Genomic DNA, 19,568 nt, shown 5'->3' with positions numbered 1-19,568 from the left:
GAGCTTGCGGCGATGAACAAGAGGGGAGGAGAAATTCACAGGTTAGAAATTTCAAGCTTGAAGTAAATTGCGACTCGTCCTAGCGTGAAGACAGCGACGGGGCGCTTGCGGCTCCGCAGGTCGACATTGGAGGGGATGATGCGAGTTGCGTGTTTGGGCGGTGGTCCCGCTGGACTTTACTTTGCCATATCAATGAAGCTGCGCGACCCGTCGCACGAGATTGTGGTGATCGAGCGCAACCGCGCCAATGACACCTTTGGCTGGGGCGTGGTGCTCAGCGATGACGCGCTGGAAAACCTGGAGGTCAATGATCCCAAATCCGCACAAATGATCCGCGATCACTTTGCCTATTGGGATGACATCGCGGTGGTGCATGACGGTGTGCGTACGGTGTCCGGCGGCCATGGATTTGCCGGCATTGGCCGTATGCAGATGTTGCTGCTGTTGCAGGAGCGCGCCCGCGAGTTGGGTGTCGAGATGCGGTTTGAGACCGAGTTTGACGACATCGAAGCGATCCGGGCGGAGTACGACTTGGTGGTGGGCTGTGATGGTTTGAACAGCCGTGTGCGCGAGGCCTACACAGACCATTTCAAACCAGAAATCGACATGCGCGCATGTAAATTTGTCTGGCTTGGCACCCATCAGAAGTTTGACGACGCCTTCACCTTCATCTTTGAGAAAACGCAGCACGGCTGGATCTGGGCGCATGTCTATCAGTTTGATGACGAGACGGCGACCTTCATCGTGGAGTGCGGGCAGGAGACCTGGGACAACTTCGGGTTCGAAGACATGTCCAAGGAAGAGATTGTCGAGACCTGCCGCGTGGTGTTTGCCGACCACCTTGGTGGGCACGAGTTAATGAGCAACGCAGCACATCTGCGCGGCTCCGCTGTGTTCATGAATTTCCCACGGGTGCTGTGTGAGAAGTGGCACCACGAAAATGTCGTGCTGCTGGGCGATGCCTCCGCCACGGCGCATTTCTCGATTGGCTCCGGCTCGCGACTGGCGTTTGACAGTGCCATTGCGCTGGCGGAGTTCCTGCATTCCGAGCCCACCATGGAAGGCGCGTTTGAACGCTATCAGGAAGAGCGGCGGCTGGATGTGTTGCGGCTGCAGTCGGCGGCACGCAACTCGCTAGAGTGGTTTGAGGAGGTGGAGCGTTACCTGGACCTGGACCCGGTGCAGTTCAACTACTCGCTGCTGACCCGCAGCCAGCGGATCAGCCATGAAAACCTGCGGCTGCGCGATGCAGACTGGCTCAAGTCGGCGGAACAATGGTTTCAGGATCAGGCGGGCGCGCCCGCGGATGCACCGGTACGTGCGCCGATGTTTGCGCCTTACAAGATGCGCGACATGGAACTGGCCAACCGCATCGTCGTCTCGCCCATGGCGCAGTATAAGGCGCTGGATGGCTGTCCAACCGATTGGCATCTGATCCACTACGGCGAGCGCGCCAAAGGCGGAGCGGGGCTGGTCTACACTGAGATGACCTGTGTCAGCGCTGAGGGGCGGATCACGCCGGGCTGTCCGGGGCTCTACGCGCCAGAACATGAGGCCGCTTGGCGGCGGTTGACGGATTTTGTTCATGGCGAGACAGACGCGAAGATTTGCTGCCAGATCGGCCACTCCGGGCGCAAAGGCTCCACGCAGGTTGGCTGGGAGGTCATGGACGCGCCGTTGAAAGACGGCAACTGGGACTTGGTCTCGGCCTCCGCAGTTCCCTGGAGCGCCAACAACGCCGTGCCACGTGCCGCGACGCGCGAGGACATGGATGCAATCAAGGCGCAGTTCGTGGCGGCGGCGGAAATGGCAGAGCGCGCAGGCTTTGACATGATCGAGCTGCACGCGGCGCATGGCTATCTGATCTCAAGCTTCATCTCACCGGTGAGCAATCAGCGAGACGATGCCTATGGCGGCAGTCTGGAAAACCGCCTGCGCTATCCGCTGGAAGTGTTTGAGGCGATGCGCGCGGTTTGGCCAGCAGAAAAGCCGATGTCGGTGCGGATTTCGGCCAATGATTGGGTTGGCGAAGATGGCGTGACCCCGCAGGAGGCGGTGGAGATTGCCCAAGCCTTCCGTGCCGCTGGCGCCGACATCATCGACGTAAGTGCGGGGCAAACGAGCACCGAGGCCAAGCCGGTCTATGGCCGCATGTTCCAGGCGCCGTTTAGTGACCGGATCCGCAACGAGGCGGGCATTCCGACCATGGCGGTGGGCAATATTTATGAGGCGGATCACGCCAACTCGATCTTGATGGCAGGGCGGGCCGACTTGGTGGCCGTAGGCCGTCCCCATCTAGCCGATCCTTATTGGCTGCATCACGAGGCGGCGCGGATTGGCGACCGCCACGCCACTTGGCCAAAGCCCTATGAGGCAGGACGCGATCAGGCCTGGCGTTTGGCAGACCGTGAAGCGGAGATGATCCGAGTATGAGTGTTGCGGGCAAACATGTGGTGGTGACCGGCGGCGGCACCGGCGTTGGCGCTGCGATTGCCGAAGCCATGGCGCACGCCGGTGCCAAGGTCACCGTGGTGGGCAGACGCGAGGGGCCATTGCGCGAAGTGGCGGGCAAACACAAATTCATCGGCTGGAAGGTCTGTGATGTGACCGATGCAGACGCTGTGCGGGCGGCCTTTGCCGAGGCGCGGGCTCTGGACGGGCCGATTGAGATTGTCGTTGCGAACGCAGGCGCGGCGGAGAGTGTGCCTTTTGCCAAGATGTCGCCGGATCATCTGACGGCAATGTTGAATGTGAACCTCGCTGGTGTGGTCAACGTATGGCAGGCGGCGCTGCCGGATATGCAGGCAGCAGGCTGGGGACGGCTGATCGCCGTGGCCTCCACCGCAGGTCTCAAAGGCTACCCTTATGTCAGCGGCTACTGCGCCGCCAAACATGGGGTGGTCGGGCTGACCCGTTCCGTGGCCATGGAAATGGGCGACAGCGGCATCACCGCCAATGCGATTTGCCCGGGGTTTGTCGACACGCCGATGCTGGATCGCTCGATTGAAAACATCATGGCAAAGACTGGCATGAGCGAAGAAAAAGCCCGCGCCAGCCTCACGCGGGGCAACCCACAGGGGCGGTTTATCGAGGTGGATGAGGTCGCAGGCGCCGCGCTGTGGCTATGCGATGACGCGGCGCGTTCGGTGAATGGCCACGCCATGACCCTGTCGGGAGGGGAACTATGACCGAGACACAAATTGACCTGAGCAAAGAGCGGCTGCGGCTCTGGCTGAAGCTTCTGAAAGCCTCGGGCATGATCGAAGATGAAATCCGCCGGCGCCTGCGTCGGGAATTTGACAGCACTTTGCCACGGTTTGACGTGATGTCTGTGCTGGCGCGCTTCCCGGAAGGGCAAAAGATGAGCCAGATCAGCGAGTTGCTGCGCGTTTCTAATGGGAATGTGACCGGCATTGTTGACAAACTCTCCGACGAAGGCTTGGCGCAACGGGTTGCGGTTCCCGGAGATCGCCGCGCCTCGCTGGTGAAGTTGACCGACAAGGGCATTGCCGCCTTTGCAGACCATGCCGCGACCCACGAAAGCTGGCTCAACGAGATGCTGGGTGGTCTTGGCGCGGACGACGTGGATGGCATGGCGATCCGTCTGGAGCGGCTGATTGAGACATTGGAAGACAGGGAGATCTGAGCGATGCGCACGGATGTGGAGCACTTTTTGTGCAGTGTTGTGGATGGCATCGCAACGGTGCAATTGAACCGCCCGGAGCGGAAAAACCCGCTGACCTTTGACAGCTATGCCGAGCTGCGCGACTGGTTCCGCGATCTGAGCTATGATGATGAGGTCAAGGCGGTGGTGTTTGCCCCCAACGGCGGCAATTTTAGCTCTGGCGGCGATGTGCATGACATCATCGGCCCGCTGACAAAGATGACCATGAAAGAGCTGTTGGCCTTCACCCGCATGACCGGTGATCTGGTCAAAGCCATGGTGAACTGCGGCAAGCCGATCATTGCCGCCGTGGACGGGGTTTGTGCGGGCGCGGGGGCGATCATTTCGATGGCGTCTGATTTGCGCATTGCCACGCCAGAAGCGAAGACGGCGTTCTTGTTCAACCGCGTGGGCTTGGCGGGCTGCGACATGGGGGCCTGCGCGATCCTGCCGCGTATCATCGGACAAGGTCGGGCGGCGGAACTGCTGTATCTGGGCCGCGCGATGACAGCGGGTGAAGGCCATGCCTGGGGCTATTTCAACCGCGTGGTTGTGGCGGATGCCCTGATGACGGAGGCGCAGGCTTTGGCGCGGCGCATCGCTGACGGGCCGGGCTTTGCCAATATGATGACCAAAACCATGCTAGCGCAGGAATGGTCAATGTCGATTGAGCAGGCCATCGAGGCCGAAGCACAAGCGCAGGCGATTTGTATGCAGGGGCAGGATTTCCACCGCGCCTATCATGCCTTTGTCGCCAAAGAGCGGCCGGTGTTTGAGGGCGACTGAGGGTTTCTTGGGGGCCAGCCCCCAGACCCCCGAGATATTTGACGAATGAGAAAGCAGGGGAGGCTTTCACATGGCGGATCAAACTTTTTTGGACTGGCCTTTCTTTGAGGAGGGCCATCGTGCACGGGCCGCGGAACTGGAGACCTGGGCCGAGAGCGCCTTGGCGTCGGTGAGCCACAGCGACGTGGATGGCACCTGTCGCGATTTGGTGGCGCGTTTGGGCGAAGCGGGGGTCCTGCAGGCCACGGCGTCAGAGGAAGGCACGTTGGATGTGCGGACCCTGTGCTTGAGCCGGGAGATTTTGGCGCGCCACGATGGTTTGGCGGATTTTGCCTTTGCCATGCAGGGGCTGGGCACCGGGGCGATCTCGTTGTTTGGCACGCAGGCGCAGAAAGCGGCATGGCTGCCGTTGACGCGGGCGGGCAAGGCGATTGCGGCCTTTGCGCTCACCGAACCGCAGTCTGGCTCTGATGTGGCGAACTCCACCATGACCGCCACGCGGGATGGCGATCACTTTGTGCTCAATGGCGAAAAGACCTGGATTTCCAACGGCGGCATAGCCGATGTCTACACGGTTTTTGCCCGCACAGGCGAGGCGCCGGGGGCCAAAGGTCTGAGTGCTTTTGTGGTGCCTGCGGACACGCCTGGCCTATCGGTGGTGGAGCGATTGGAGACCATTGCGCCGCATCCGCTCGCGACGTTGAAGTTTGAAGACTGTCGCATTCCAGCGGACGCCTTGATTGGCGAGGCAGGGCGCGGCTTTGCCATCGCCATGTCGGTGCTGGACGTGTTCCGCTCCACGGTTGCGGCGGCGGCGTTGGGTTTTGCGCGCAGGGCGTTGGATGAGGCGGTGGCGCGGGTGCAGGCGCGGGAGGTCCAAGGCGCGCCTTTATTTGAATTGCAGATGGTGCAGGGGCACATTGCGGATATGGCGCTGGATGTGGATGCGGCGGCCTTGCTGGTCTACCGCGCGGCTTGGGCCAAGGACAGCGGCGCACCACGGGTGACGCGCGAAGCGGCAATGGCAAAACTCTTTGCCACCGATCACGCGCAGCAGGTGATCGATAAGGCCGTCCAGCTGTTTGGTGGCGACGGGGTGAAATCCGGCGAGGTCGTGGAGCGGCTTTATCGCGAGATCAGAGCTTTGCGGATTTATGAGGGCGCCAGCGATGTGCAGCGCGTGGTGATTGCCCGCCAGACATTGGCAAATGCAGCAGCAGAAGGAGCAGGAAAATGATGGGCGCAAGCGCACATGAGGACAGCTTCACGCGGGACAATCTCCCCCCCAAGGAGATGTGGCCGGACCTGTTGCTGGCGGGGTTTGACTATCCGGAACAGATGAATGCCGGGTGGGAGTTGACCGATGGCATGGTCGCCAAAGGCTTCGGCGACAACACGGCGCTGATCGGCAATGGGCGCCGCCGGACATATAAGGAATTGACCGATTGGACCAACCGGCTTGCGCATGTTTTGGTTGATGATCTGGGTGTAAGGCCTGGAAATCGGGTGCTTATTCGTTCGGCCAATAACCCGGCGATGGTGGCTTGTTGGTTGGCGGCGACCAAGGCGGGCGCGGTTGTGGTGAACACCATGCCGATGCTGCGCGCGGTGGAACTGACCAAATATGTGGAGAAGGCGGAGATCAGCCACGCGATTTGTGACACGCGGTTGATGGAGGAAATGAGTGCCTGTGCGGAGGCCTGTGACGGGCTGAAAGTGATCGGCTTTGACGGCACGGCCAACCACGATGCAGAGCTGGACCGGCTGGCGTTGGAAAAGCCCGTGACCTTTGAAGCAGTGCCGACGGCGGCGGATGACGTGGCGCTGATTGGCTTCACCTCGGGCAGCACGGGTGAGCCGAAGGGCACCATGCATTTCCACCGCGATCTGATGATCATTGCCGATGGCTATGCAAAAGAAGTGCTGGACGTGCAGCCGGAAGACGTCTTTGTCGGCTCCCCACCTTTAGCCTTTACCTTTGGTCTTGGCGGTCTGGCGATTTTCCCGCTGCGCTTTGGCGCGGCGGCGACGCTGCTTGAGCAAGCCACACCGCCCAATATGATTGAGATCATCGAGAAGTATAAGGCCACCGTCTGTTTCACCGCGCCAACCGCCTATCGCGCCATGCTGGCGGCAATGGACGAAGGCGCGGACCTGTCGTCTTTGCGCGCTGCCGTGAGTGCAGGGGAGACCTTGCCCGCGCCGGTATATGATGAATGGCAGGCCAAGACTGGCAAGCCGATGTTGGACGGTATTGGCGCCACCGAGCTGTTGCATATCTTCATATCCAACCGCTTTGACGATCACCGCCCGGCCTGCACCGGCAAGCCTGTGACGGGCTATGAAGCCAAAGTGGTAGGCCTTGATGGCGCGACCTTGCCGCGCGGCGAAGTTGGACGTTTGGCCGTACGCGGGCCAACCGGGTGCCGCTACCTGCGCGGTGAACGGCAGGACGAATATGTGGTGGACGGCTGGAACATCTCTGGCGATGCCTTCTGGCAGGACGAAGACGGTTACTTCCACTTTGCCGCACGCAATGACGACATGATCATTTCGTCCGGCTACAACATCGCGGGGCCTGAGGTGGAGGCCGCCTTGCTTGCGCATGAGGCGGTGGCGGAATGCGCCGTGATCGGCGTGCCGGATGAGGCGCGTGGCGCGATTGTGGAGGCGCATGTAGTCTTGGTCAGCGGGGCCGGTGATGAGGCCATGAGCAAAGCGTTACAGGATCATGTGAAAGCCACCATCGCGCCCTTCAAATACCCGCGCTCGGTGGTGTTCACCGACGCGTTGCCCAAGACGGAAACCGGCAAAATCCAGCGGTTCCGCTTGAGGCCAGAAACTTAAGGACAGCCCAATGACCGATAAAGCTTATGATCCGTCAACCGACGGCGCCAAAATGTCCTTCAAAGATGCCATGTCTTATGGCGACTACCTGCAACTGGACGGCATTCTGAACCAGCAGCACCCGCAGTCTGAGGCGCATGACGAGATGCTGTTTATCATCCAGCACCAGACGTCTGAGCTGTGGATGAAACTGGCGCTGCATGAACTGGGCGCAGCGCGGGAGGCGCTTATAGCAGGGGATTTGAGCCATATGTTCAAGATGCTCGCGCGGGTCAGCCGGATTTTTGAACAGCTCAACTCCGCTTGGGATGTGCTGCGCACCATGACCCCGGCGGATTACACCACTTTCCGCGAGGCTTTGGGGCCTAGCTCCGGTTTTCAGAGCCACCAATACCGGCTGATTGAATATGTGCTGGGCAATCGCAATCCCAATATGGTGAAGCCGCATGCTCATGTGCCGGAGGCCAAGGCTGCGCTTGAGGCCGAACTGGCCCAGCCGAGTTTCTATGACGAGGTGATCCGCTATCTCTATGTCTCTCTGGATGGGGACGACAGCGCCATGCCTGCGCCGCAACTGAACCAGCCACATGCGGTGGTGCCAGAGGTTCAGGCGCGCTGGAAAACCGTTTATGAGGATGTGGACACCCATTGGCGGCTCTATGAATTGGCCGAGAAACTGGTTGATCTGGAGGATTACTTCCGCCGCTGGCGGTTCAACCATGTCACAACCGTGGAGCGGGTGATCGGCTTCAAACGCGGGACCGGCGGCACGTCGGGCGTGCAGTATCTGCGCAGGATGCTGGACGTGGAACTCTTCCCCGAACTTTGGCACCTGCGCGGAGATTTGTAAGCATGGGCGTTTCGCTTCCGAGAAAAGAGCTGTTTGATGTGCCAGACGGCGTGATCTACCTCGACGGCAACTCGCTGGGCGTGCTGCCCAAGGGCGCGGCCGAGCGCGCGCAGAAAACCATCACTGAGGAGTGGGGTGGGCAACTGATCAAGGCATGGAACACTGCCGGTTGGATGGCCTTGCCGCAGGTTGTGGGCGACCGTCTTGCGGACCTGATTGGTGCGCCCGGGGGCTCTGTGGCCACAGGCGACACGCTGTCGATCAAAGTCTATCAGGCCTTGGCGGCGGCGCTAAAAATGCGCCCGGACCGCAAGGTGATCCTGTCTGACAACGGCAACTTTCCCTCCGATCTCTACATGGCAGAAGGGCTGATCAAGACGTTGGATCAAGGCTATGAGCTGCGCACACCGGCACCTGAAGATGTGGCGGACGCGATCACCGAAGAGGTCGCCGTGGTGATGCTGACACAGGTGGATTACCGCTCTGGCCGCATGCACGACATGGACGCGATCACCAAACGTGCACATGAAGTGGGTGCGGTGATGATCTGGGACTTGGCGCATTCCGCTGGCGCGGTGCAGGTCGATATGGCGGGCAGCAATGCGGAGTTTGCCGTCGGGTGTACTTACAAATACCTGAACGGCGGTCCGGGTGCGCCTGCGTTTATCTATGTGCGCCCTGACATTGTGGAGAGTATAGAACCGGCGCTCTCTGGCTGGTTGGGCCATGACGCGCCCTTTGCGATGGAGCTCAATTACCGTCCGGCCTCGGCCACAGAGCGGATGCGGGTGGGCACGCCGCCGATCCTGCAACTGGGCGTTTTGCAAGAAGCGCTCAAGGCTTGGGATGGTGTCGACATGGCGGAGCTACGGGCCGCGTCACAGCGCCTGTCTGATCTATTCATCAAGGAAGTCGAGGCGCGCTGTCCGATGCTGACGCTGGCAAGCCCACGGGATGCCAATGCGCGCGGCTCGCAAGTCTCTTTTGCCTTTGAGCACGGCTATCCGGCGATGCAGGCGATCATTGATCGTGGCGTGATTGGTGACTTCCGCGCGCCCAATATTATGCGCTTTGGATTCACGCCGCTGTATCTGGACGATGCGGACATCATCGCGGCGGCAGAGATCATCGAAGATGTGATGGCCAATGAACATTGGCGCGCAGAAAAGTACAACGTGCGCTCACGCGTGACATGAGGCGAGGATCATGGGTTTGAAAACAATACATCCTGAGGGCTGGGCGCCCGCGTTGGGTTACGCCAACGGCATGTTGGCCGAGGACGGCACGCTGCACATTGGCGGGCAAATTGGCTGGAACAGTCAGAAGGTCTTTGAAAGCCATGATTTCATTGGCCAGATGACGCAGGTTCTGCAGAACATCCGTGAGATCGTCGAAGCGGCTGGCGGGCAACCCAGCGACATTGCGCGGCTCACATGGTTTGTGAAAAGCAAATCTGAATACCTCGCGCATCAACGCGAGGTAGGACAGGCCTACCGCGCCGTGATGGGGCGACATTTCCCGGCCATGTCTTTGGTGGTCGTTGCTGATCTTGTGGAAGACGAAGCGCTTTTGGAGATCGAAGCCACGGCGCACATCGGCAGGGGTTAACCTGCCGTCATTGCCTTGCGGTCCAAAAGCCTCAATGGTGACAGTAGCTTGCCCAACGGTGGCCACCAAATCCAACTGCCGCCTAAGGGCCGCAGGGTGGCGCCGGTACCCAGTTTAAACCGCGCCAATCCGGCGGCTTTCTCGGTGTCCACCTGGCCCAGTTCCAGCATGGTCACGCCTTTGTTGGCCAGCCAGGTCATGCCTTCCCACAAAAGCAGGTTGTGCGCGCTGGCCGCGCGGCCCGCTTCGGTGGTGTGGCTGATGTGATAGGTCGCGCTGTCGCCGTGACACAGGAACAACATCGCCGCGACCGGCTCTTTGCCGTCAAAGGCGGTGAACAGTTTTGCGCTTCCACGGTTGGCCTTGCTGTAGGCCAGCGTCAACGCGTCTGACCATGTCGCATAGCCGCGCGATGCCTGTTGCTGCGCGTCCTGCTGCAAAATCCAGTTGTCAGGTTTGATCGGCAGGTTCTGTCGCGTCACGCGCAGACCTTGTCCTTCGGCAAACACCAACCGGTTGCGCCATTTCTGATGCAACTGTCCGCGCAGATCTCCGGTCAGGTCCAGTTCCGCCACATGGGGTGGCGTCATGACTGGCACCGCGCCCAGATTGCCCAACCAAGGCGCGGGATGATCCGGGTTGATCACCAACACCTCGCGCAGCAAGCCCGCCTCGCGGATCAGTCCGGGTAGGGTGGCTTTCTCAATTGTGGCGCGCGGCAGCATGGCGATATTCACGCCGCCGATCTTGCGGCGCAGCACCAAGGTGCCGTCGCGCAGCGTCTTGGTCTGCGTCTCGGTCAGCGACAAAGCCTGACGGTATTCATCACTTTGCTGCAACGGGCGCGTGGGGAGGGGCAGGGAGACATCCAACATGTCCCCATTAACGCATCTGAAACCTAATTCATGGTTAATGAAAGAATGAGAAAGTCAAAACAATCCGCCGTAATGGGGCACTTTGCGCCCACCGTGAAATGGACCAAGGCCAGCGCCGTGCTTCTGGCCACCGTGATTTCGATCCCGGTGTTTCTTGTGCTGACGGCGATTGACTTGCTGTTCCTCTAAAGGATGTCGCGGCCCAGCCCTTGGGCCGCCAGCAACACGCGCAGCCGCGCCAATTCCAGCGCGTCACCGCTGAGCCGTTCTAAAGGCCCAGACACCGCCAAAGCCCCGTGAAACTGCCCTGTGGCATCCACAACCGGCGCCGCGGCTGAGGCAATATGCGGATTGCGCTCGCCCGCCGAGGTGCAACTGCCATCCGTCTTGAGACGTACTTTCGCCGCAGCCTCTTGCAAACTATGCGCCGCCAGCACATGCCCCGCCGCCCCGGCGCGGAGCGTCAGCCGCGCGCCTTCGTCCAAATGGTGGCGCACCGGTTCTGGGGAGTTCTCCCGATAGAGACACAGCCGCTCGTCCTGATCGAGCACATAGAACGACGCTGTCTCTGCGGTTTCCACCACCAGCTGCCGCAACACAGGCCGTATGGCATCCCCCATCTCAAAATTGCGCCGATAGAGCGTGCCCAACCGCCACAACGCTGGCCCGAGCCGAAACCGCCGGTCCGCATCGCGTTTGAGGTAGCCATAGCGCTCCAATGACGCTGCCAGTCGCGAGACATTGCTTTTGTACAGCCCGGTTTCCTTGGCGATTTCCGTTAGCGTGAGTGAGCGCCGTTCAGCTGAAAACGCTTCCAGGATCGAAAGGGCCTTTTCAACGGACTCAACGCGGTTCTCGGGCATGTGTTCCACTCTGCGCAACAACTTTGCCTATCTGTTGCACTGATTGGGTCACACGTCTAGCTCCCAAGGCGAAAGGACATCCCATGAAACCACTCACGGACATTCGCGTTCTGGACCTTACGAACGTGCTCGCAGGCCCTTTTGCCTGTCACCAACTGGCCCATATGGGGGCAGAGGTGATCAAGGTCGAAGCGGTCGGGCGTGGCGATCTTGCGCGACAATTGGGGGCCGATCCCGAGTTGAGCCAAAACAACATGGGGGTGTCCTTTCTCGCCCAAAACGCTGGGAAAAAGTCGGTGACGGTGAACCTCAAAAATCCTGATGGCAAAGCGCTGTTTGAAAAGCTAGTTGCGACCGCCGATGTGGTGGTGGAGAACTTCCGCCCCGGGGTGATGGATCGGTTGGGCGTTGGGTATGACCGTCTGAAAGAGATCAAGCCGGACCTGATCTACTGCGCCATTTCGGGCTTTGGCCAAGACGGCCCGTGGAAGCACCGACCGGCCTACGATCAGATCATCCAAGGCACATCTGGTGTGATGTCGGTCACCGGCGATGCGGACAGCGCGCCACTGCGGGTGGGCTACCCGATTGCCGACACAGTGGGGGGCATCACGGCAGCCTTTGCCATCGCCGCCGCGCTCAACGCCCGTCCGCGTGGCACGTTTATTGATGTCTCCATGTTGGAAGCTGTGTTGGCCACCATGGGCTGGGCCGTGTCCAACTATCTGATTGCTGGCGTCACGCCACAGGCCAATGGCAACGAAAACCCCACTTCCGCGCCCTCCGGCGCGTTTGAAGCTGGCGGCGGCTTGATCAATATTGCCGCCAATAAAGACGAACAGTGGGTCCTTTTGACGGATCACCTTGGCCTCGCAGCCCTGCGCGACTGTCCAGAGTACGCGACGCGCGAGAGTCGGAAGGCAAACAGAATGACGCTGAAGGCGGAGCTGGAGGCGGTTCTCAAAACCCGCCCGGCGCGCGATTGGGCGAAAGAACTCAACAAAATTGGCGTGCCTGCAGGCGCCGTTCTGACCGTGCCAGAGGTGCTCGACATGCCGCAGATCGCCGACCGAGGCTTTCTGCACTGCTTCCCCGATGTGCCGGGTGTGGGGCGGGACATTGACGTCGTCACCACCGGCGTGAAGCTGGATGGCTTGCCGCTGACGGTCGATAGCCCGCCGCCGGAATTGGGGCAGGACAACGAAGCTATCTACGGCAGCCTCGGACTTTCTGAAGCTGACGTCGAAACTCTGAAACAAGGCGGTGCGATATGACAAATCCTAACTCTGATGTGTCCGATTGGTGGTCCACCTCGATCATCGACATGGCCCCCGGCCAGATCCGTTTCCGTGGCCATGACATTCAAGACCTGATTGGCAATGTGACCTTCCCGCAAATGATCTGGCTGATGACGCGCGGCGATCTGCCAACGCCGGAACAAGCGCGTCTACTGGAATGCGCGTTGGTCGCTGCGGTGGATCACGGCCCGCAAGCGCCCTCGATCGCCGCCGCACGTATGGCGGTGACCTGTGGGTTGGGGCTCAACGGTGCGATGGCTTCGGCGGTGAACTTTCTGGATGACGTGCACGGCGGGGCCGGAGAGCAAGCGGTTGAACTCTACACATGGATCGACGACGCGGTGCAGCAAGGCGCGGGCTTACAAGCCGCCACCCTGGAAATGATCGACAGATGGCAGGCAGAGCGCGGTAAGTTCATTCCCGGCTTTGGCCACCGCTTCCACAAGCCCGAAGACCCACGGGCGCCGCGCTTACTTCAACTGGTTGATGAAGCCGCCAACCAAGGCGTGGTCTCGGGGCGCTTTGCCACCATTGGTCGCGTCCTGCAGACGGAACTCAACATCCGCAAAGGTAAGCCGGTGCCGATGAACATCGATGGCGCCACGGCGGTGGTCTACGCCGAGTTGGGGTTTGCCGGACCCTTGGCGCGCGGGTTGTTCTGCTTGTCGCGCTCGGTTGGCGTGATTGCCCATGCCTGGGAGCAAATGGGGCAGGGCGGGCGCAACAAGGGGCCAACCCCGCCGCACTACCGCTGGACCTACACCGGACCAAACCCGATCGAAGACGAAACAGTTTCCAAGGAAAGCTAAAGCCGCGCGGGCCAACCTCCCGCCCATCAACAAAAATCGCCCAAGTTGCGGGAAACGCTGCGAACCCACTTGACCTCCCCGAGAGGCTGAAATACATCAAGCAAACCTCGGGCGGGTATGGTGAAATGGTATCATAAGAGCCTTCCAAGCTTAAGGTGCGGGTTCGATTCCCGCTACCCGCTCCAAGGTCAAACTTCCTGACAATTCAAGCTTCTGGCACGCCCTGCTATGCCATGTCGCAGGTCTGCATGGGCCTTATGCATATCTGACGGCTTGACCCGCCCGCGCGCTGCGTCCACTAACGGCTAACACCAAAGCCAAGGACCCGAAGATGGCCAGACAACCGCAGCAAGCAAACGCGGAACTTGACCGTGAGAAAAGCAAAAACATCGGCGCTCTGCGGGGATTGCGCCCGTTTTTGGCCCCTTACCGGTTGCTGGTGGTACTGGCGCTTTGCGCGCTGACGCTGACTGCCTCTGTGTCCTTGATGTTGCCGGTGGCCGTGCGCCGCGTGGTGGACAACTTTGGCACCGAAAGCGACGCGCTTTTGGACAAGTATTTCCTCGCCGCGCTGGGTATTGCCGCAATGCTCGCCGTAGGAACGGCGCTGCGCTATTTGCTGGTGACACGGCTTGGCGAGTTGGTGGTGACCGACATCCGCAAGGCCGTGTTTGCGCGGGTGATCAACATGAGCCCGGCGTTTTTTGAAAACCTGATGACCGGCGAAGTGCTCAGCCGGATCACCACGGACACCACGGTGATCCAATCCGTCATCGGCTCGTCGATCTCCATCGCTCTGCGCAACGTTCTGCTGTTCCTTGGCGGGTTGGTTCTGATGCTGTTCACCTCCACCAAATTGACCTTGATGGTGCTGCTGGTGGTGCCGTTGGTGATTGTGCCGATCATGGTGTTGGGCCGCCGCCTGCGCAAACTCAGCCGTGAAAACCAGGATTGGATTGCGGAAAGCTCCGGCAATGCGTCAGAGGCCCTGTTGTCCGTGCAAACCGTGCAAGCGTTTACCCATGAGGCGCAGTCTCGCACCAACTTCAACCGCGTGACCGACCTGTCGCTCGGTGCAGCCATGCGCCGGATCAACACCCGCGCCCTGCTGACAATGATTGTGATCTTCTTGATCTTCACCGGCGTTGTGGTTGTGCTCTGGATGGGCGCACGAGACGTGCGCGCCGGCGGCATGAGTGTCGGCGTTCTGGTGCAGTTTGTGATCTATTCGGTGATGGTGGCAGGCGCCGTAGGGGCTTTGTCTGAAATCTGGAGCGAGCTGCAACGCGCCGCCGGGGCAACCGAACGGCTGGTGGAATTGCTGCATGCCGAGGATACCGTGAACGATCCGGCACAGCCTATGGCGCTGACCGAACCGGTCAAAGGTGAAATCGCCTTTGAAGACGTGTCGTTCCAATATCCGTCGCGTCCGAATATTTCTGCGCTGGATAACGTGACCCTGACCATTCAACCCGGCGAGACGGTTGCGCTGGTTGGCCCATCCGGCGCTGGCAAAACCACGATCATCCAGATGATCCAGCGCTTCTATGATCCGTCCAAAGGGCAGGTGAAGCTCGATGGCATGGCGCTTGAAACCATGCAGCGCGATGACTTCCGCCAGCACATGGCGCTGGTCCCGCAGGACCCGGTGATCTTTGCGGACAGCGCGCGGGAAAACATCCGCTTTGGCCGTCTGGACGCCACCGATGCTGAGGTGGAAGCCGCTGCCAAAGCCGCCGCCGCGCATGAGTTCATCACCGCGCTGCCAGAAGGCTACGACAGCCCGCTCGGCGAACGCGGCGTGATGCTGTCTGGTGGTCAGAAACAGCGCATCGCCATCGCCCGCGCCATCCTGCGCGACGCGCCGGTGCTGCTCTTGGATGAGGCCACCTCAGCCTTGGACGCGGAAAGCGAGCGTCTGGTGCAGGCGGCAGTGGATGAACTGGCCGAGAGTCGCACCACCATCATAGTGGCCCACCGTTTGGCCACCGTGAAAAAAGCCGACCGCATCATCGTGATGGAAGAGGGGCGCATCGTGGCCCAGGGCCGTCATGACGACCTGGTGGCCGAAGGCGGTCTCTACGCCAAACTGGCGCGTCTTCAATTCACCGCGGGCGCTGCCTAAATCAGTAAGGTCGCGCCGCGCCAAAGCGCGCGCGACCACAGGCTGATTTTGAGGTGGACTGCATCCCTTTTACGGTTAATCTGACGTAACGTTTCAGGTCCGCTTGACCTTAGGTTCGGCTGGCCTTGAACGGGGCGCAGGGTGTTTTTGGGATCATCTTGACGGAACGCGTCCAACGTGGGTCGGACTGGCGGAGGTCCGGCGGATTGGGGCAAGCAACCCAAGGGGGGAGAATAGACTATGAGCTTTGAATCTTTGGCAGACCTGAAAGCCATCGAGAACGAAAAACCGTGGGATCAGCGGGACAACCCGACCACGGTTTATGAGATGCTGACCAACACCAAGGACAAGTTTCCAAACCGTCCGGCGGTCAGCTATCAGATCTTCTCTGGCCCCAAAGACAAAGCCGAAACCGTCACCTGGTCACAGCTGCACGCCAAGACCACCCAGGCGGCCAATATGTTCCGCGATCTGGGCGTGGGTGAGAAAGACACCGTGGCTTTTGTGCTGCCAAACTGTAACGAGACCATGTATGCGCTGCTTGGTGGCATGGTTGCGGGCATTGTGAACCCGATCAACCCGCTGCTGGAGCCGGAGCAGATCTCCGCCATCCTGCGCGAGACTGACGCCAAAGTGGTGGTGACTCTCAAAGGCTTCCCCAAAACCGACGTGGCCCAAAAGGTGGCCGAGGCTGTGCGTCACGCGCCGCATGTGCACACGGTACTGGAAATCGATCTGGTCAAATATCTGACCCCGCCAAAATCCTGGATTGTACCTTTGATCCGTCCCAAGGTTTCCGGCCCACAGCACGCGGACTTCAAAGACTTCAACAAGGAACTGGCGAAGCACCCAACCACGCTGCAATTCGCGGATAGCGAAGGCGACCGTGTAGGGGCTTACTTTCACACCGGTGGCACAACCGGCATGCCGAAAGTGGCACAGCACCTCTATTCCGGCATGATCTACAACGGCTGGCTGGGCGACCGTCTGCTCTTCACTGAAAAAGACAACATCATGTGCCCGCTGCCGCTGTTCCACGTGTTTGCCGTGCACGTCATCATGCAAGCGGCGATCAAATCCGGTGCCCACGTGGTCTTCCCAACCCCGGCGGGCTATCGCGGCGATGGCGTGTTTGACAACTTCTGGAAGCTGATCGAGCGCTGGAAAATCTCCTTTATCATCACCGTGCCAACCGCCGTGTCCGCGCTGATGCAGCGTCCGGTGGATGCGGATATTTCCTCCGTGAAAACCGCCTTCTCCGGATCCGCACCAATGCCGATGGAGCTGTTCAAACGCTTTGAAAGCACCTGTGGTGTGGACATTGTCGAAGGCTACGGCCTGACCGAAGCGACCTGTCTGGTGTCCTGCAACCCGCCCTCGGGTGCCAAGAAGGTTGGCTCTGTCGGCCTGCCGTTCCCCTACACCGACGTGCGCATCATCAAGAACACGCCGGACGGTCCTGTGGAATGTGCCGCGGATGAAGTGGGCGAAATCTGCGTGTCCAACCCCGGCGTTTACGCGGGCAACACCTACACCGAAGCGGACAAAAACGTTGATCTGTTTCACTACGGCACCCATCTGCGCACCGGCGATTTGGGGCGTCTGGACGAGGACGGCTACCTCTGGATCACCGGTCGTGCCAAAGACCTGATCATTCGTGGCGGTCACAACATTGACCCGGCTGAGATCGAAGAGGCGCTGTTGGCGCACCATGATGTGGCCTTTGCCGGCGCAATTGGCCAGCCTGACGCGCATTCCGGTGAGGTGCCCTGTGTCTATGTTGAGCTGGTGGAGGGCGCGACCGGGACAGTTGAGGATTTGATGAGCCACGCCAAAGTGCACGTGCATGAACGCGCCGCACATCCAAAGTATGTGGAAATCATGCCAGAGCTGCCGAAAACCGCTGTTGGCAAAATCTTCAAGCCGGACCTGCGCAAAGCGGCCATCACTCGCATCTATAACGCGGCCCTTGAGAAAGAAGGCGTGCCAGCGCGGGTCGACTTTGTCCTGGATGACAAGAAGCGTGGTCTTGTGGCACAGATCAAAAAATCTGGCGATGCCACAGACGAGGAAGTTGGCAAAGTGCTTGGCGATTTTGTCCGCCCATGGGAATGGGCCAGCGACGAATCGCCGGCCTGATCCGGCGCAGAGGGGAGGGGGCCAGCCCCCTCGTCACCGCAGGGCGGTGCCTTCACCCCCGGGATATTTGGGGACCATGAAGGACATCTACGAAAAAAATAGTAGGGCGCGGCGTCAAGCGGCGCCCTTCCTGATTGCGGTAACAGTTTTCCGTGCCTACTGTGCCTGCAACAGAGTTCAGGGAGGGGACAGATGACCCATATTCTCGCCATTGATCAGGGCACCACATCCAGCCGCGCAATTGTGTTTGACGGAGACATCCGCCCGATTGCCAGCGCCCAGTTGGAGTTTGAGCAGCACTTCCCGCAGTCGGGCTGGGTGGAGCATGATCCGGCGGACATCTGGGTCACTACCGTGGAAACCTGTTCTGGTGCTTTGGCGCGTGCCAAATTATCCGCCAAAGACATCGATGCCATCGGCATCACCAACCAGCGCGAAACCACGCTGGTCTGGAACAAGACAACCGGCGAGCCGGTGCACAACGCCATTGTCTGGCAGGACCGCCGCACCGCCGCGATCTGTGAGGAACTGAAGGCGGGCGGCCATGCGGAAATGGTACAAGCCACCACCGGCCTGCTGCTGGATCCCTATTTCTCCGGCACCAAGATCAAGTGGATTTTGGACAATGTCGAAGGCGCCCGCGCAGCGGCAGAGGCGGGAGATCTGTTGTTTGGCACGGTAGATTGTTATCTGATCTGGAAACTCACCGGCGGCAAGGTGCATGCCACCGACGCCACCAATGCGGCGCGCACGCTGATTTATGACATCCACAATGGTGTCTGGAGCAAGGACATCTGTGCGCTGCTGGGCATTCCGATGGCGATGCTGCCCGAGGTCAAAGACTGTGCCGCCGACTTTGGCGAAACTGATGCCGATCTGTTTGGCGCGGCCATCCCCATTCGCGGCGTGGCCGGGGATCAGCAGGCGGCGACCATTGGGCAGGCCTGTTTTGAGGCCGGCATGCTGAAATCCACCTACGGCACCGGCTGCTTTGCGCTCTTGAACACCGGTGACACGCCGGTGACCTCGCAAAACCGCTTGCTGACCACCATCGCCTATCAGCTCGACGGCAAGCCGACCTACGCGCTCGAAGGCGCGATCTTCATCGCAGGGGCGGTGGTTCAGTGGCTGCGCGACGGGCTGGGCATCATCAACGACGCCTCTGAAACAGCTGCTTTGGCCGATGCCGCAGACCCCGGACAGGAGTTGATCCTTGTGCCTGCTTTTGTGGGCCTTGGCGCGCCTTACTGGAACCCGGAAGCGCGTGGTGCGGTCTTTGGATTGACCCGTGGCTCTGGTCCAAAAGAGTTCTCCCGCGCGGCGCTGGAAAGCGTCGGGTTTCAAACCCGCGACCTGCTTGAAGCGATGCAGGCAGACTTTGACTTCACCGGTGACACGGTGCTGCGGGTGGATGGCGGCATGATTGCCTCTGACTGGGCCATGCAGTTCCTCTCTGACATCCTTGGCGCACCGGTCGACCGGCCTGTGGTGGCGGAAAGCACCGCTAAGGGGGCCGCCTGGCTCGCGGGTATGCAGATCGGGGCCTATCCGGACATGGCAGGCTTTGCCGCGACCTGGGAGAAAGAGAGCCAGTTCACGCCAAAGCAGGATGACAGCTGGCGCGAAGGGCGCTATGCGGGCTGGCAAAAGGCCATCAACGCCACGCTGGCGATGACCGAGTAACCCTCAAGCGCGGAGCGCTCC

General features: G+C 60.4%; 17 protein-coding genes and 1 tRNA gene. 16 read left to right on the top strand and 2 right to left on the bottom strand.

Translation table 11 applies throughout. The annotated features are described in order from the left end of the window. Nucleotides 1-138 precede the first annotated feature (138 nt). The 9 genes from SIB92_RS07360 (at nt 139) to SIB92_RS07320 (ending at nt 9,755) form a co-directional block, all read left to right on the top strand. Entirely contained in the window at nt 139-2,433 is a 2,295-nt protein-coding gene (locus SIB92_RS07360; RefSeq protein ID WP_412555180.1) for a bifunctional salicylyl-CoA 5-hydroxylase/oxidoreductase, read from the top strand. Continuing rightward, nucleotides 2,430-3,188, top strand: coding sequence for an SDR family NAD(P)-dependent oxidoreductase (locus SIB92_RS07355; RefSeq protein WP_412555179.1), 759 nt, complete (start codon nt 2,430-2,432; stop codon nt 3,186-3,188). Before SIB92_RS07360 ends, SIB92_RS07355 begins: the two co-directional genes overlap by 4 nt. Continuing rightward, nucleotides 3,185-3,646: a MarR family winged helix-turn-helix transcriptional regulator gene (locus tag SIB92_RS07350; RefSeq protein ID WP_412555178.1), complete on the top strand. Its 462-nt coding sequence runs from the start codon at nt 3,185-3,187 to the stop codon at nt 3,644-3,646. Before SIB92_RS07355 ends, SIB92_RS07350 begins: the two co-directional genes overlap by 4 nt. 3 nt (nt 3,647-3,649) lie before the next feature. Then, the gene (locus tag SIB92_RS07345; RefSeq protein WP_412555177.1) at nt 3,650-4,450 is read left to right on the top strand and encodes an enoyl-CoA hydratase family protein; all 801 of its coding nucleotides are present in this window, start codon (nt 3,650-3,652) and stop codon (nt 4,448-4,450) included. Between the two features lie 70 nt (nt 4,451-4,520). Further along, entirely contained in the window at nt 4,521-5,687 is a 1,167-nt protein-coding gene (locus tag SIB92_RS07340; protein WP_412555176.1) for an acyl-CoA dehydrogenase family protein, read from the top strand. After that, on the top strand, nt 5,684-7,297 hold the full coding sequence (locus tag SIB92_RS07335) for an AMP-binding protein (RefSeq protein ID WP_412555175.1): 1,614 nt from the start codon (nt 5,684-5,686) through the stop codon (nt 7,295-7,297). Before SIB92_RS07340 ends, SIB92_RS07335 begins: the two co-directional genes overlap by 4 nt. A gap of 10 nt (nt 7,298-7,307) precedes the next feature. Further along, the gene (locus SIB92_RS07330) at nt 7,308-8,147 is read left to right on the top strand and encodes a tryptophan 2,3-dioxygenase (RefSeq protein WP_412555174.1); all 840 of its coding nucleotides are present in this window, start codon (nt 7,308-7,310) and stop codon (nt 8,145-8,147) included. A gap of 2 nt (nt 8,148-8,149) precedes the next feature. Beyond that, entirely contained in the window at nt 8,150-9,343 is a 1,194-nt protein-coding gene (gene kynU / locus SIB92_RS07325) for a kynureninase (protein ID WP_412555173.1), read from the top strand. Nucleotides 9,344-9,353: 10 nt separating this feature from the next. Continuing rightward, nucleotides 9,354-9,755 carry a RidA family protein gene (locus tag SIB92_RS07320; protein ID WP_295176707.1) on the top strand — a complete coding sequence of 134 codons (402 nt, stop codon included), beginning with the start codon at nt 9,354-9,356 and terminating at the stop codon, nt 9,753-9,755. Here SIB92_RS07320 and SIB92_RS07315 read toward each other — a convergent pair. Next, nucleotides 9,752-10,630, bottom strand: coding sequence for a GNAT family N-acetyltransferase (locus SIB92_RS07315; RefSeq protein WP_412555172.1), 879 nt, complete (start codon nt 10,628-10,630; stop codon nt 9,752-9,754). The two genes, SIB92_RS07320 and SIB92_RS07315, sit on opposite strands and share 4 nt — an antisense overlap. Nucleotides 10,631-10,675: 45 nt before the next feature. On the opposite strand from SIB92_RS07315, the gene SIB92_RS07310 reads away from it, so the two are divergent. Further along, the gene (locus SIB92_RS07310; RefSeq protein WP_412555171.1) at nt 10,676-10,819 is read left to right on the top strand and encodes a hypothetical protein; all 144 of its coding nucleotides are present in this window, start codon (nt 10,676-10,678) and stop codon (nt 10,817-10,819) included. Here SIB92_RS07310 and SIB92_RS07305 read toward each other — a convergent pair. Continuing rightward, nucleotides 10,816-11,493 carry an IclR family transcriptional regulator gene (locus SIB92_RS07305; RefSeq protein ID WP_412555170.1) on the bottom strand — a complete coding sequence of 226 codons (678 nt, stop codon included), beginning with the start codon at nt 11,491-11,493 and terminating at the stop codon, nt 10,816-10,818. The genes SIB92_RS07310 and SIB92_RS07305 overlap by 4 nt on opposite strands. A gap of 83 nt (nt 11,494-11,576) precedes the next feature. On the opposite strand from SIB92_RS07305, the gene SIB92_RS07300 reads away from it, so the two are divergent. The 6 genes from SIB92_RS07300 (at nt 11,577) to glpK (ending at nt 19,547) form a co-directional block, all read left to right on the top strand. Beyond that, a complete protein-coding gene (locus SIB92_RS07300) occupies nt 11,577-12,767 on the top strand; it encodes a CaiB/BaiF CoA transferase family protein (protein WP_412555169.1) in 1,191 nt (396 codons plus the stop codon). Continuing rightward, nucleotides 12,764-13,600, top strand: a complete 837-nt coding sequence (locus SIB92_RS07295; RefSeq protein WP_412555168.1) for a citryl-CoA lyase — start codon at nt 12,764-12,766, stop codon at nt 13,598-13,600. The genes SIB92_RS07300 and SIB92_RS07295 overlap by 4 nt, the downstream gene beginning before the upstream one ends. A 111-nt stretch (nt 13,601-13,711) precedes the next feature. Then, nucleotides 13,712-13,785 (top strand) — tRNA-Gly (locus SIB92_RS07290). A 146-nt stretch (nt 13,786-13,931) separates the two neighbouring features. Continuing rightward, nucleotides 13,932-15,725 carry an ABC transporter transmembrane domain-containing protein gene (locus SIB92_RS07285; protein ID WP_412555167.1) on the top strand — a complete coding sequence of 598 codons (1,794 nt, stop codon included), beginning with the start codon at nt 13,932-13,934 and terminating at the stop codon, nt 15,723-15,725. Nucleotides 15,726-15,965: 240 nt separating this feature from the next. Next, nucleotides 15,966-17,864: an acyl-CoA synthetase gene (locus tag SIB92_RS07280; protein ID WP_412555166.1), complete on the top strand. Its 1,899-nt coding sequence runs from the start codon at nt 15,966-15,968 to the stop codon at nt 17,862-17,864. A gap of 192 nt (nt 17,865-18,056) precedes the next feature. Continuing rightward, nucleotides 18,057-19,547, top strand: a complete 1,491-nt coding sequence (glpK, locus tag SIB92_RS07275) for a glycerol kinase GlpK (RefSeq protein WP_412555165.1) — start codon at nt 18,057-18,059, stop codon at nt 19,545-19,547. The last annotated feature ends 21 nt before the right edge of the window (nt 19,548-19,568 follow it).

Source organism: Shimia sp. MIT1388 (assembly GCF_047124445.1).
Classification (GTDB): domain Bacteria; phylum Pseudomonadota; class Alphaproteobacteria; order Rhodobacterales; family Rhodobacteraceae; genus Shimia.
The sequence above is the reverse complement of the archived record's forward strand: the minus strand, read 5'-3'. Positions and strand labels throughout refer to the sequence as shown.